14 protein-coding genes, 1 tRNA gene and 1 pseudogene are annotated in these 13,797 nt (G+C 66.7%); 15 read left to right on the plus strand and 1 reads right to left on the minus strand.

Going from position 1 to position 13,797, the window contains the following annotated elements:
• Positions 1–220: 220 nt before the first annotated feature.
• On the plus strand, positions 221–1,336 hold the full coding sequence (locus OZ671_RS28815) for an AbrB family transcriptional regulator (RefSeq protein ID WP_268863904.1): 1,116 nt from the start codon (positions 221–223) through the stop codon (positions 1,334–1,336).
• Positions 1,337–1,509: 173 nt separating this feature from the next.
• Here OZ671_RS28815 and OZ671_RS28820 read toward each other — a convergent pair.
• Positions 1,510–1,586, minus strand: a tRNA-Asp gene (locus OZ671_RS28820).
• Between the two features lie 343 nt (positions 1,587–1,929).
• Here OZ671_RS28820 and OZ671_RS28825 point away from each other — a divergent pair.
• The 14 genes and pseudogenes from OZ671_RS28825 to OZ671_RS28890 all read left to right on the plus strand — a co-directional run.
• Positions 1,930–3,105, plus strand: coding sequence for an iron-containing alcohol dehydrogenase (locus tag OZ671_RS28825; RefSeq protein WP_268863905.1), 1,176 nt, complete (start codon positions 1,930–1,932; stop codon positions 3,103–3,105).
• Between the two features lie 220 nt (positions 3,106–3,325).
• Entirely contained in the window at positions 3,326–4,633 is a 1,308-nt protein-coding gene (locus OZ671_RS28830; protein WP_268863906.1) for a CitMHS family transporter, read from the plus strand.
• A 12-nt stretch (positions 4,634–4,645) separates the two neighbouring features.
• Entirely contained in the window at positions 4,646–5,131 is a 486-nt protein-coding gene (locus tag OZ671_RS28835) for a universal stress protein (RefSeq protein WP_268863907.1), read from the plus strand.
• Between the two features lie 3 nt (positions 5,132–5,134).
• On the plus strand, positions 5,135–6,280 hold the full coding sequence (locus OZ671_RS28840) for an ABC transporter substrate-binding protein (RefSeq protein WP_268863908.1): 1,146 nt from the start codon (positions 5,135–5,137) through the stop codon (positions 6,278–6,280).
• A gap of 39 nt (positions 6,281–6,319) precedes the next feature.
• A complete protein-coding gene (locus OZ671_RS28845; RefSeq protein WP_268863909.1) occupies positions 6,320–7,102 on the plus strand; it encodes a TerC family protein in 783 nt (260 codons plus the stop codon).
• Positions 7,103–7,205: 103 nt separating this feature from the next.
• Positions 7,206–7,964: a hypothetical protein gene (locus tag OZ671_RS28850; protein WP_268863910.1), complete on the plus strand. Its 759-nt coding sequence runs from the start codon at positions 7,206–7,208 to the stop codon at positions 7,962–7,964.
• Between the two features lie 149 nt (positions 7,965–8,113).
• Positions 8,114–8,479: an NADH-quinone oxidoreductase subunit A gene (locus OZ671_RS28855; protein WP_038312351.1), complete on the plus strand. Its 366-nt coding sequence runs from the start codon at positions 8,114–8,116 to the stop codon at positions 8,477–8,479.
• A gap of 39 nt (positions 8,480–8,518) precedes the next feature.
• Positions 8,519–9,100, plus strand: a complete 582-nt coding sequence (locus tag OZ671_RS28860; protein ID WP_038312354.1) for a NuoB/complex I 20 kDa subunit family protein — start codon at positions 8,519–8,521, stop codon at positions 9,098–9,100.
• Positions 9,101–9,121: 21 nt separating this feature from the next.
• Positions 9,122–9,727, plus strand: a complete 606-nt coding sequence (locus tag OZ671_RS28865) for an NADH-quinone oxidoreductase subunit C (protein WP_268863911.1) — start codon at positions 9,122–9,124, stop codon at positions 9,725–9,727.
• A 12-nt stretch (positions 9,728–9,739) separates the two neighbouring features.
• Positions 9,740–10,924: an NADH-quinone oxidoreductase subunit D gene (locus OZ671_RS28870; RefSeq protein WP_268863912.1), complete on the plus strand. Its 1,185-nt coding sequence runs from the start codon at positions 9,740–9,742 to the stop codon at positions 10,922–10,924.
• Positions 10,921–11,208, plus strand: a complete 288-nt coding sequence (locus OZ671_RS28875; RefSeq protein WP_268863913.1) for a hypothetical protein — start codon at positions 10,921–10,923, stop codon at positions 11,206–11,208. Before OZ671_RS28870 ends, OZ671_RS28875 begins: the two co-directional genes overlap by 4 nt.
• A gap of 24 nt (positions 11,209–11,232) precedes the next feature.
• Positions 11,233–11,934 (plus strand): NADH-quinone oxidoreductase subunit NuoE, encoded by a 702-nt coding sequence (nuoE, locus tag OZ671_RS28880; RefSeq protein WP_038312367.1) that lies wholly within the window; start codon positions 11,233–11,235, stop codon positions 11,932–11,934.
• 4 nt (positions 11,935–11,938) lie between these two features.
• Positions 11,939–13,240: an NADH-quinone oxidoreductase subunit NuoF gene (gene nuoF / locus OZ671_RS28885; RefSeq protein WP_268863914.1), complete on the plus strand. Its 1,302-nt coding sequence runs from the start codon at positions 11,939–11,941 to the stop codon at positions 13,238–13,240.
• Between the two features lie 19 nt (positions 13,241–13,259).
• Positions 13,260–13,797, plus strand: a pseudogene (locus OZ671_RS28890) (hypothetical protein); the annotation flags it as partial.

The following is a 13,797-nucleotide window of genomic DNA, read 5'->3' on the forward strand; positions in this document are numbered from 1 at the left end:
GGGTCCTTATAGGCCGGGGCGCGCCGGATGGAAAGCGACCCGTGGCCGCGCGCCGGTTGCAGGGGTATGGGCGTGGATAAGTCGGCGCGAGGCGCGGTGCCATCTGCCTTGCATCGAGGCCCTGGCGCGGGTTCGGCGCGAGGTGCTATGCGCTGTCCCGTCCGCCGGCGCCCGGGCCAGGGCCGGCTGGATGACGGCGAGGGCCATGGAGGCGCGAGGCGTGACGAGCTGGCTTCAGGATATCCGCCACGGGATCCTCGAGCTTCGGCCCTCGCAGTTTCCCTATCCCGCCTTCGGCCTGGCGCTGCTGCTCGGCTTTGCCGGCGGCATGATCTTCGCGATCCTCAAGCTGCCGCTGCCCTGGATGCTCGGCGCCATGACGTTCACCACGGTGGCGGCGCTGACCCGCGCGCCGGTGGCCGCGCCCGCCGTGATCCGGGCGCCCATGTCGGCGATCATCGGCGTCATGCTCGGCTCGGGCTTCAATCCCGCCATCGTCGCGCAGCTTCCGCATTGGCTGCCGACCATCCTCGGCCTCGTCGCCTTCATGGTCGCCTGCGGACTGACGGTCGTCTGGTATTTCCGGCGGATCGGGGGGTTCGACGGCACCACGGCCTTCTTCTCCGGCATGCCCGGCGGCCTCGTCGAAATGATCACCTATGGCGAGGAGAGAGGAGGGGACGGCCGAATCATCGCGCTGATCCATTCCGCGCGCATCCTGCTGATCGTGATGACCTTGCCTTTCGCCGTGCAATGGATCGAGGGCGTGTCGCTGAACCGGACCGCCGGCGCCGTCTCGATGTTCTCGACGCCGCTGGTCGGCGAGGCCTGGCTGATCGGCTGTGGTTTCGCCGGGGCGCTGCTTGGCCACCTCCTCAATCTGCCGGCCAAGAACCTGCTCGGCCCGATGGTGGTCAGCGCCTGCGTGCACATGCTCGGCTGGAGCGACTTCAAGCCGCCCTTCGAGATCGTCAATGCGGCGCAGCTCGTGCTCGGGGTGGTGATCGGCTGCCGTTTTGCCGGCACGGCGAGCCGCACCGTCCTGCGCATCCTGGCCCTGTCGGTCGGCTCGACCGTCATTCTCCTGTTCTGGATGACCGTCTTCGCCGTTCTCGTCGCCCAGTTCTCGGACTATTCGGTCGTGACGCTGGCACTCGCCTATTCGCCGGGCGGCCTTGCCGAAATGAGCCTCATCGCGGTCGCCCTGCACACGGAGGTGGCCTTCGTCGCCGCCCATCACATCATCAGGGTGTTCCTGATCATGATTTCCGCGCCGCTGGTGTTCCGCCTTGCCGGCCGGATCGCCGGGGTCGTCCGCCGCCAGCCGGCCGAATGAGGCGGCCGCCGTCGCGGCGAGGCGGCGGAGCGCGCAAAAGCGCCCATGCCGATGGCGCGGAGCGCGGACGATATCGGAGAGGGAACGAGGGCCGGAAGGCCTGGAACCGCGCAGGTTTCCGCCCCGGGGGGCGGGACGCCAGCCAAGCCGCATTGTGGATGCGATGACTTGACTGGCGCGGGCGACGGGGCTCGAACCCGCGACCTCCGGCGTGACAGGCCGGCACTCTAACCAACTGAGCTACGCCCGCGCGGTCTCGGCGATTTCTGCCGCCGAGGTCGCGGTGGATAAGGGACCACCCGGACCATGTCAAGGCGCTTGCGGCGATCCTGTGCAATACTTTTTCCCGACGGCCCGGAGGCCGTCGCCTTCCCGGTCCGTACGCACCGCCGGGCCGGCTGGGGAGGGGCAACGGCAGGCGATTTGAGCGGGGCGTGGAATCGGTTTCTGATCGCTGGAAGCGGCGGATATCGCGCAACGCGTGTGCGCGCGCATGATTTGCGCGCAGCACAACGCTGAAATCGCGCGGAGAGTGACTAGGATCGGCTGGCGCCAGCCTGCGCGGCGCCTGCAGCAACAAGCGGGAAGACGAGATGAACCCTTTCACCTTTCAGGCGCCCTCCAACATTCTCTTCGAGGTCGGGGCCTCGAAGAAGATTGTTGATCTTGCCGGCGATTACGGCGCGCGGCGCGTGCTGCTCGTCACCGACAAGGGCGTGCGCGGAGCCGGCCTGACGCGCGCGGTGGAGGCGGGCCTCGCCGCAGCGGGCCTTGCCCTGATCGTATTCGAGGATGTCGTGGCCGACCCGCCGTCCCACGTCATCGAAACGGCGGCGGCGCTTTGCCGCGACGAAGCGGTCGATCTCGTCGTCTCGATCGGCGGCGGCAGCGCTCTCGATACGGCCAAGCTCGTCGCCTATCTCGCCAAGACGCCCGACCGGCTCGACGACATCTATGGCGTCGGGCTTGCCAAAGGCGCCCGCCTGCCGCTGATCCTGGTGCCGACCACCGCCGGAACCGGCTCCGAAGTGACGCCGATCTCGATCGTCACCACGCCCAGCACCGAGAAGAAGGGCGTCGTCTCGCCGCGGCTCATTCCCGACTGGGCGATTCTCGACCCGGAACTGACGCTCGGCCTGCCACCGCACGTGACCGCGGCCACCGGCATCGATGCGATGGTCCATGCCATCGAGGCCTATACCAGCCGGGTCAAGAAGAACCCGCTTTCCGACCAGCTGGCCCGCAAGGCGCTCGCGCTGCTGGCGGCCAATGTCCGCACCGTCTTCCGCGACGGAGGCAATCTGGAGGCGCGCGCCGAGATGCTGCTCGGATCCATGCTGGCGGGGATGGCTTTCGCCAACGCGCCGGTCGCCGCCGTGCATGCGCTGGCCTATCCGATCGGCGCCATCTTCCATGTGCCGCACGGCCTCTCGAACGCCCTGGTGCTGCCGCATGTGCTGGCCTTCAACCGGCCGGCGGCAGAGCCGCTCTATGCCGAGCTCGCGGAACTGGTCCGGCCCGGATACCGGGCAGCCTCGGCGGCGGACGGCGCTGCGGCCTTCATTGCCGAGATCGTCGCCATCTGCCGCGATTGCGAGGTGCCGGCCTCGCTCAGCGCCGTCGGCATCCGCGAGGCCGACCTGCCGAAGCTGGCCGAGGACGCGATGAAGCAGACGCGCCTGCTGGTCAACAATCCGCGCGATCTCAGCCACGACCAGGTCTTCGCCATCTATGGCGACGCGCTGGCCGGGCGCGCGGTGTCGGCCTGACGGCCGGCGGAACACGCGATGATGGCGGCGGCCGGCCCGGCCGCAGGCGGCGGGATCACCGCCATGGGGTCCGGCGATCGCCGGTCCGCCGCGATCAAGACTTTCGAAGACTGTCCCCACGTGATGCGCATGCCCATGCCGCCGGCGCCACAAGCAAGGTCCGACTTGTGGCGCGGCCAGTGCCGGAGCCAACCCGCAAGCTGACCTCGAGGGACCGCCCATGCTGACATTTTCGGCCTACGCCATGATCGTCGTGTTCATGGCGCTGATCATGACCAAGCGCCTTCCGGCGATGGTGGCCCTGATTCTGGTGCCGATCGCGTTCGGCATTGCCACCGGCTTCGGCCCGGTGCTCGGGCCGATGATGTTCGACGGCATCAAGAAGCTCGCGCCGACGGGCGTCATGCTGATGTTCGCCATCCTCTATTTCGGCATCATGATCGATGCCGGGCTGTTCGACCCGGTGGTCCGGTTCATCATCCGCATCGTCGGTGGCGACCCCATGAAGATCGTCGTCGGAACGGTCGTGCTCGCCATGTCCGTGGGTCTCGACGGCGACGGATCGACCACCTACATGGTCACCGCCGCCGCCATGCTGCCGTTGTACACCCGCCTCGGCATGAGCCCGCTGGTCTTCACCTGCGTCGTCATGATGGCCTCGCACAACATGAACCTCCTGCCGTGGGGCGGTCCGACGGCGCGCGTCGTCACGGCGCTCGAACTCGACATGAAGGACGTGTTCGTGCCGCTGATCGCGCCGATGATCATCACGGCGCTCTGGGTCGTCTTCGTCGCCTATCTGCTCGGCATGGGCGAGCGCAGGCGCATCGGCATCGTCAAGCTGGGCACGGGCGGGGAGGGCGAGGCCGTGATGGTCGGCAGCGATCCATCGCTGCTGCGGCCGAAGCTGCTCTGGTTCAACGTCGCCCTGACGGTCGCGCTGCTCGTCCTGCTGGTCTGGGGCGTGCTGCCGCTGCCGGTGCTGTTCATGGTCGCCTTCGCCATAGCGCTGACCGTCAACTATCCCGGCCTGCAGCAGGCCAAGGAGCGCACGGCCGCCCACGCCGAAAACGCCCTGCCGGTGGTGGCGCTGATCTTCGCCGCCGGCATTTTCGTCGGCATCCTCTCCGGCACCAAGATGGTCGACGCGATCGCCGACAGCGTCATCGTCGCCGTGCCGCAATGGATGGGGCCCTATATGGCGATCGTCACCGCCGTGCTCAGCATTCCCTTCACCTTCTTCATTTCAAATGATGCCTTCTATTACGGTATCGTGCCGATCCTGGCGAAGACGGCCGCCGTCTATGGCATCACCACGGCGGAGATCGCGCGGGCCTCGCTGGTCGGGCAGCAGGTCCATCTCCTGAGCCCGCTCGTCGCCTCGACCTATCTGCTGGTGGGGCTGGCCAAGGTCGAGTTCGGCGACCATCAGCGCAAGACCATCCTGTGGGCCCTGTCCGCCGCCGCCGTCATGCTGATCGCGACGATCGTCTGCGGCGTCGTGCCCGTCGTCGGCCGCCTCTCCTGAAGGGAGCGCATCATGAACAGGAACGTCGAGAATATTCTCTATGCCACCGATTTCGCCGAAGGCTCGGAGGCGGCGCTCGCCTATGCGATCGGCGTCGCCAACCGGCTGGGAGCGCGGCTGCAGGTGCTGGTCGTGATCCCCGACATCCGCGAGACATCGCTGATCGAGATCGATGGACACGTGCCCCAGGAGCGGCTCGATCAATATCACGACGACCGCGCGCGGCGCGCCCGGCAGCATATGGAGACGCAGATCGCCGCCTTCTACGCGGTGCGTGCCAGCGAGGCGCCGGCGCGACCGATCATCGAGATCGAGGTGAAGGAAAGCGACGACGTCACCGACCTCATCCTCAACGAGGCGCAGACCCACGGCGCCGACCTGATCGTGATGGGCTCGCGGGGCGAAAGCGCACTGTCCGCGCTGCTGTTCGGCTCGGTGGCCCAGGAAATGGCGCGCCGGACGCAGACCCCGCTGCTGCTGATCCCGATGGGAGAATGAGCCGTGACCCGTCGTCGACTGTTGGGATATGCCGGAGCATTGATGGCGGCCGGGCTCATGCGGCCGGGGCGCGCGCTGGCGCAGGACGCGGACGATCCGCTGACCTATGCCCCCCGGGCCGCGCCTCCGTCCGGCTATCCGGCCGCCTACGCGGCGACCGTGCGCGCCGGCGAGAATGAGGGCCGCCTTGCGATCTACGCGGCGACCGATCTCGATGTCGCCGCGCCACTGATCGAGGATTTCCGCCGGCTCTATCCGCGCATCGACGTGGCCTACGAGGATCTGAACACCACGGTTCTGCACCATCGCTTCATTGCCGAGAACCAGCTCAACGCCGAGTCCGCGGACATCGTCTGGAGCTCGGCCATGGACCAGCAGGCGGTGCTGGTCAAAGGCGGCTATGCGCAGGCCTACGAGACACCGGAAAAGGCCCACCTGCCGGAATGGGCAGTGTGGAGCGATCAGGCCTTCGCCACCACCTACGAGCCGGTCGTGATCGGCTATAACAAGCGCCTGATCGTCGCGAACGAGGTGCCGCGCACGCGCGGCGATCTCGTCCGGCTGCTCTCGGCCGATCCCGGCCGCTTCAAGGGCAAGGTGGTCAGCTACGACATCCAGAAATCGGGCGTCGGCTTCTTCCTCGCGGCGCAGGACGCGGCGAATTCGCCTGAATTCTGGGCGGTTGCGCGGGCACTGGGCCAGAACCAGGCGCGGCTCGAGCTGACCACCGGCGCCATGGTGGCGCAGATCAGGTCGGGCGACGCGCTCATCGGCTACAATCTTCTCGGCGGCTATGCGATGGCCCAGGCAGCCACCAGCCCGGATCTCGGCGTCGTCCTGCCCGCCGATCATACGCTCGTCATGTCGCGCATGATGCTGATCAGCCGCAAGGCCGCCCATCCGAACGCGGCGAGGCTCTGGGTCGACTACGTCCTGTCCAGGCGCGGCCAGTCGGTGATCGCCAACCAGGCGCGCCTCTACGCCATCCGCGCCGATGTCGAGGGCGAGACGACCGCCTCGCGGCTGAAGGTTATGCTCGGGGCGAGCGAGCGGCCGCTGGCCGCCAGTCCGGACCTGACCGCGCCGCTCGAGCGGCAGGCCTATCGGGACTTCATCATCCAATGGCAACAGGCCCTGCAGCGCCGCTGAGGCTCGGCGGCGCATCGGGGGAGGGAAGGGGCACATCCGATGCTGGAGACCATCGCTTCGCATTTCGCCTTCGTCACCGACCCGGTCGGCTGGGCGGCGCTGGCGACACTCATCGTGCTCGAGGTGGTGCTCGGCATCGACAATCTGATCTTCATCTCGATCCTGACCAACAAGCTGCCGGAGCACCAGCGTCAGACCGCCCGCCGGCTCGGCATCGGCGCCGCCCTCGTCATGAGGCTCGCGCTGCTGGCGACGATCTCCATCATCGTGCAGCTCACCACGCCGGTCTTCACGCTGTTCGGGCGCGCCTTCTCCTGGCGCGACCTGATCCTGATCGCAGGCGGCCTGTTCCTGGTCTGGAAGGCGACCAAGGAAATCCACCATACCGTCGATCCCCAGGACCCCAGGGACGAGATGCTTGCGGGCGTGCTGCAGCTGTCGCTGGGCGGCGCCATCTTCCAGATCCTGCTGCTGGATCTCGTCTTTTCGATCGATTCGATCATTACCGCCGTCGGCATGACCAACGAGGTCGGCATCATGTACATCGCGGTGATCGTTGCTGTCGCGGTGATGATGATTGCGGCAACGCCGCTCGCCACCTTCATCGAGCGCAACCCGACCATCGTCATGCTGGCTCTCGGCTTCCTCCTGATGATCGGCATGACGCTGATCGCCGAAGGCTTCGGCTTCCATGTGCCGAAGGGCTATATCTATGCGGCCATGGGCTTTTCGGCGCTGGTCGAGGGCCTCAACATGCTCGCGCGGCGGCGCCGGCGGCCGGCACCGGCGGAGGGCAGGGGCGGGGCGGCCGATTCGCCGTGATGCCCGCCAGCGGCGCATATGGCTGGTTCTACCAGCTTGTCGTGCCGGGGCGTTTGCGCCAGCCTTGGTCCATTGGCTGGTGGTGTCGGGCGGGGGCGCCGCAATGACGAGGCAGGCAGGGCCGAGAAGCTGCGCGATCCTGGCGGCGGTGGTCGGCTGCGTCGTCGCCCTGCCGGCGGCGGCCGCCGAGTTCGATTTTCCCGACATCGATACCGGCCCCGGCCGGCCGCCCAATTTCATCGTGATTCCGGGCGTCCGCTTCGCCGCGCGCAGGCAGATCGACCCCGACACCGCCATCGAGGCCTATGTTCTGACGCAGCTCGGCCTTGCCGGCCGGCCCTTCGTGATCGGCGCCTCGGGTTTTTCCGGCGGCGTCAGCCTGAGCCGCAGCTTCGGCGATCTCTCATGGTCCGGCACGCTGGAGGCGACCCCGTCCTGGGACGGGCTGTTTCACAGCTATTCGTCCACCGGTTACGAACTGCAAAGCCAGATCTCGCGCACCTTCGCCCTGGACGGCACGCCCTGGTCGGTCGCCCCGCGGCTGCTGGTCGCCTACCGGCTCTCGACGGATTCGCAGAAGGAGCGCTCGAAAGTCCAGATCGCGCTGCCGGTGTTCTACCGGGTCGACCGGCAGCTCGACCTCGTGTTCGTGCCGCGGATCGACCAGCGTCACGTTCCGCATTGGATCTCGACCCGCAACGACGTCGTGGTGAACGTGGCCGTCGGCGCCCGCTACGAGATCCGCCGCGGGGTCCAGGTCTCGGCATTCCTGGCCTACGAGAATCGCTGGTCGAGCGCGCCGGAAGTGCGCTACTCGCGCTGGCTGATCGTGCCGCAGCTCAGTTTCCGTGCTGATTTTTGAGCTGTCACGTTTTCCTCATAACCTTTCTAAGGAATGTGACCTGCCAACGCCCTCCGCTGCTTGCACCGCAACAGGCGAGGGAGTAAGGCACGGGGCAAATGTCGCACGCGGGTGGGCCAAACCCGCGACCGAGACGTGGAGAGCAGCCAGTGAACGAGCTTCTGAACGACTATCTGCCGCTCGTCATCTTCATCGCCCTTGCCGCCGTCATCGGCCTGGCGCTGCTGGTCGCCCCGTTCCTTCTGGCTTTTTCCCGGCCCGATCCGGAAAAGCTGTCGGCCTATGAGTGCGGTTTCAACGCCTTTGCCGACGCCCGCATGAAGTTCGATGTGCGCTTCTATCTCGTCGCCATCCTGTTCATCATCTTCGACCTCGAAGTTGCCTTCCTGTTCCCCTGGGCCGTCGCCTTCAAGACGGTCGGCTGGTTCGGCTTCTGGTCGATGATGTGTTTCCTCGGCGTCCTGACGATCGGCTTCATCTACGAGTGGAAGAAGGGCGCGCTGGAATGGGATTGAGGCGCTCGGGCTTGAGACGTTTGGGATTGAGGTTCTGATATGGCAACCGCCCTCGACCGCGGCGATCCGCTCGTCGCTCCGGCCCCCAGGGGCCTCGTCGGCCTCGATGGCAAACCCATCGGCACGGCCGATCCGTTCTTTTCGAACATCAACAACGAGCTGGCCGACAAGGGTTTCCTGGTCACCGCCACCGATGACCTGATCAACTGGGCGCGCACCGGCTCGCTGATGTGGATGACCTTCGGCCTCGCCTGCTGCGCGGTCGAGATGATGCAGCTGTCGATGCCGCGCTACGACGTCGAGCGGTTCGGCTTCGCGCCGCGCGCTTCGCCGCGCCAGTCCGACGTGATGATCGTGGCGGGCACGCTGACCAACAAGATGGCGCCGGCCCTGCGCAAGGTCTACGACCAGATGCCCGAGCCGCGCTACGTCATTTCGATGGGTTCGTGCGCGAATGGCGGCGGCTACTACCACTATTCCTATGCGGTGGTGCGCGGCTGCGACCGCGTCGTGCCCGTGGACGTCTATGTGCCCGGCTGCCCGCCGACCGCGGAAGCGCTGCTCTACGGCGTGCTGCTTCTGCAGAAGAAGATCCGCCGCACCGGCACGATCGAGCGCTGAGACGGGCAGGGGTTTGGAACAATGGACGGGACGCTGCACGAACTCGGCGACTACATCGTCAAGGCTCTGCCAGGCGCGGTGACCGGCGCGAACGTCGCCTTCGGCGAACTGACGCTGACGGCCGAGGCTGCCGACATCACCAGGGTGATGACCTTCCTGCGCGACGATGGACGGTGCCAGTTCTGGAACATCATCGACGTGTGCGGGGTTGACTATCCGGGGCGGGCCAAGCGTTTCGACGTGGTCTATCACCTGCTTTCGCCGAAGCAGAACGCCCGCATCCGGGTCAAGATCCAGGCCGACGAGACGACGCCAGTGGCTTCTGTCACGCCGGTCTTTCCGGGCGCCGTCTGGTTCGAGCGCGAGACCTACGACCTCTATGGTGTGCTGTTTACCGGCCATCCCGACCTGCGCCGCCTCCTGACCGACTACGGCTTCGACGGCCATCCGCTGCGCAAGGACTTCCCGACCTCGGGCTTCGTCGAAGTCCGCTACGACGACGCCCAGAAGCGTGTCGTCTACGAGCCGGTCCGGCTGGCCCAGGAATTCCGCCAGTTCGACTTCCTGTCACCGTGGGAGGGTACGGACTATGTCCTGCCCGGTGACGAGAAGGCAAAAGCGAGCTGAGCGGGGGCGATCATGGGTGAACACGATATCCGAAACTTCACGTTCAACTGGGGGCCGCAGCATCCGGCGGCCCACGGTGTGCTGCGTCTTGTCATGGAACTCGACGGCGAAGTGGTCGAGCGGGTCGATCCGCATATCGGCCTGTTGCACCGCGGCACCGAGAAGCTGATCGAGACCAAGACCTATCTGCAGGCGATCCCCTATTTCGACCGGCTCGACTATGTCGCGCCGATGAACCAGGAGCACGCCTTCTGCCTGGCCGTCGAGCGGCTTCTGGGGATCGAGGTGCCGCGCCGCGGCCAGCTCATCCGCGTGCTCTACAGCGAAATCGGCCGTATTCTCTCGCATCTGCTCAACGTGACGACCCAGGCGATGGACGTCGGCGCGCTGACCCCGCCGCTCTGGGGCTTCGAGGAGCGCGAGAAGCTGATGATCTTCTACGAGCGGGCCTCGGGTTCGCGCATGCACGCGGCCTTCTTCCGCGTCGGCGGCGTGCACCAGGACCTGCCGGCCAAGCTCGTCGACGATATCGAGGCCTGGTGCGACCCGTTCCTCAAGGTGGTCGACGATCTCGACGCGCTGCTGACGCCGAACCGCATCTTCAAACAGCGCAATGTCGATATCGGCGTCGTGTCGATCGAGGATTGCTGGGCCTGGGGCTTCTCGGGCGTGATGATCCGCGGTTCGGGCGTCGCCTGGGACCTGCGCAAGTCGCAGCCCTATGAATGCTATGCCGATCTCGATTTCGATATTCCGATCGGCAAGAACGGCGACTGCTACGACCGCTATCTCATCCGCATGGAGGAGATGCGCCAGTCCGTCCGCATCATGAAGCAGGTGACCAAGCTGCTGCGCGAGACGCCGGGGCCGGTTTCGGCCAAGGACCAGAAGGTGGTGCCGCCGAAGCGCGGCGAGATGAAGCGCTCGATGGAGGCGCTCATCCACCACTTCAAGCTCTATACCGAGGGCTTCCACGTGCCGGCCGGCGAGGTCTATGCCGCGGTCGAGGCGCCGAAGGGCGAGTTCGGCGTCTATCTGGTCTCAGACGGTTCCAACAAGCCCTATCGCTGCAAGATCCGTGCTCCGGGCTTCGCCCATCTCCAGGCCATGGATTTCCTGTGCAAGGGCCACATGCTGGCCGATGTCTCGGCGATCCTCGGATCGATCGACATCGTCTTCGGGGAGGTCGATCGATGAGCGTTTCGCTGCGTATCGCGGCCGCGGTCCTCGCGCTCGCCGGGACGGCCGGCGCGGCGGCGGCCCAGTCGCTCGACATGTCCGCGGGCAAGCCTTTGGGCGAACTGATCAATTCCGGCTATGCCATCTCGTCGACGACGACCAATGGCCGGCCCGGCGAGATCGTGATGACCCTGCAGCAGGGCACCCGCGCCTTCATCTGCGTCGTCACCGGCGCACGGGGAACCAATCAGTCCGACCCGCCGGCACGACTGACCGCGCTGCCCTGCATTCCTGTGAACTGACGACAATCACGAGAGCATCGAGCGATGAGCGTCCGCAGACTTGCCCCCGATGAGGTCCAGCCGGCCTCCTTCGCCTTCACGGCGGAGAATCTTGCCTGGGCAAGGGAGACGATCGGCAAATATCCGGCGGAACGGAAGGCCTCGGCGGTCATTCCGCTGCTGTGGCGCGCCCAGGAGCAGCACGCCTACTGGCTGCCCAAGGCGGCCATCGAATATATCGCCGACATGCTGGACATGCCCTATATCAGGGTGTTCGAGGTCGCGACCTTCTACACGATGTTCCAGCTGCAGCCTGTGGGCACAAAGGCCCATGTGCAGGTCTGCGGCACCACGCCCTGCATGCTCCGGGGCGCGGAAGAGCTGATCAAGGTCTGCAAGTCGCGCATTCACGCCGAGCCGTTCCACCTGTCGGCCGACGGTGCCTTCTCCTGGGAGGAGGTGGAATGCGCCGGCGCCTGCGTCAACGCGCCGATGATCCAGGTCTTCTCCGACACCTACGAGGACCTGACGCCGGAGAGCCTCGAAAAGGTGCTGGACGCCTTCGCGCGCGGCGAGAAGCCGAAGCCGGGCCCGCAGAACGGTCGGCACGGTGCCGAACCCGAAGGCGGGGCGCTGACGCTGCACGACCTGCCGTTCAACGCCGCGACCCCGGGCGGGGACGGAGCGCCGCGGAAGGCGCCCGCGAAGAAAGCCCCTGCGGCCGACGCGCCGTCCGTGAAGGAGTGAGACGATGCTGGCCGACAAGGATCGCATCTTCACCAATATCTACGGTTTCCACGACAAGAGCCTGAAGGGCGCGATGGCGCGCGGCCATTGGGACGGCACCAAGGGTTTCATCGACCAGGGGCGCGACTGGATCATTCAGCAGGTCAAGGATTCCGGCCTGCGCGGTCGGGGCGGCGCCGGCTTCCCGACCGGCCTGAAATGGTCGTTCATGCCCAAGCAGTCCGACGGCCGGCCGAGCTACCTCGTTGTCAATGCCGACGAATCCGAGCCCGGCACCTGCAAGGACCGCGAGATCCTGCGCAACGACCCGCATACGCTGGTCGAGGGCTGCCTGATCGCCGGCTGCGCCATGGGCGCCCACACGGGCTACATCTATGTGCGCGGCGAGTTCATCCGCGAGCGCGAGGCGCTGCAGCGCGCGATCGACGAGTGCTATGACGCCGGCCTTCTCGGCAAGAACAACAAGAACGGCTGGGATTTCGATCTCTACGTCCATCACGGCGCCGGCGCCTATATCTGCGGCGAGGAGACCGCGCTGCTCGAGAGCCTGGAGGGCAAGAAGGGCCAGCCGCGCCTGAAGCCGCCGTTCCCGGCCAATATGGGCCTCTACGGCTGCCCGACGACGGTCAACAACGTCGAATCGATCGCTGTGGTGCCGACCATCCTGCGCCGCGGCGCGGCCTGGTTCGCCGGCTTCGGCCGGCCGAACAATCTCGGCACCAAGCTGTTCTGCGTCTCCGGCCATGTGAACAAGCCGGCGACCTTCGAAGAGGCGATGTCGATCCCGTTCTCGGAACTGGTCGAGAAGCACTGCGGCGGCATCCGTGGCGGCAAGGACAACCTGCTCGCCGTGATCCCCGGCGGTTCGTCGGTGCCGCTGGTGCCGGCTCACGAGATCTGGGACACGCCCATGGATTTCGACGCGCTGCGCGCCCTGAAATCCGGCCTCGGCACCGCCGCGGTCATCGTGCTCGACAAGTCGACCGACGTCGTCAGGGCGATCACCCGCATCTCCTATTTCTACAAGCACGAGAGCTGCGGCCAGTGCACGCCGTGCCGTGAAGGCACCGGCTGGATGTGGCGCGTGCTGACCCGCATGTCGGAAGGCCGGGCCCATAAAAAGGAGATCGACATGCTGCTCGACGTCGCCGGGCAGGTCGAAGGCCACACCATCTGCGCGCTGGGCGATGCGGCGGCATGGCCGGTCCAGGGCCTCATCCGCCATTTCCGCGGCGAGATCGAAAAGAAGATCGACGCCTATGCCGCGAACCCGCATCCCGATCGCGTCGCGATCGCAGCGGAATAATCAACGAGCCGACGAGGAAATGTCCTTCGAGCCACCAGTGCATCTGCGCAACGAGAACTGGGTGCAAGCCATGTCGCTTCCGGGTGTAGACGTGAATGCAATGTTGAAGGATGGGTCGAGGACTTTCCGCGCGGCGGAAGAACTGGCCGGGCCGGCGGTCGCGGCCGCCGTGCTGCCGATGACGGTCGCGATGACCGGCTGGGTGGCGTTCTGGGGTGTCGGCATGGGGCTGATGCGGGCTTTCGCGCCGGGTGCGGCCGGGCCTCGCGTCCGGCGTGAGCCGGAGGCCGCTCCGGCCCCTGTGCGGGCGCCGCACCTGACCGTCGTGCCGGAAGTCGCCGCGCCGAAACCGGCCAAGGCCGCCGCGCCGAAGGTGGTGAAGGCCAAGGTGGTGAAGCCGGAGGTGGTCAAGCCCGAACCGGCAAAGCCGGAGGCCGTCAGGACCGAGGCAAGGCCGGTACCGGCAAAAGCCAAGACGCCGGCAGCCAAGGTGGCCGTGGCGAAGCCCGTGGCGGCGAAAGCTGCGCCGGCGAAGGCCGTTGCGCCCGCGCCGGTCG

Origin of the sequence: Phreatobacter sp. AB_2022a (assembly GCF_026847585.1) — a bacterium.
Lineage (GTDB): Bacteria > Pseudomonadota > Alphaproteobacteria > Rhizobiales > Phreatobacteraceae > Phreatobacter.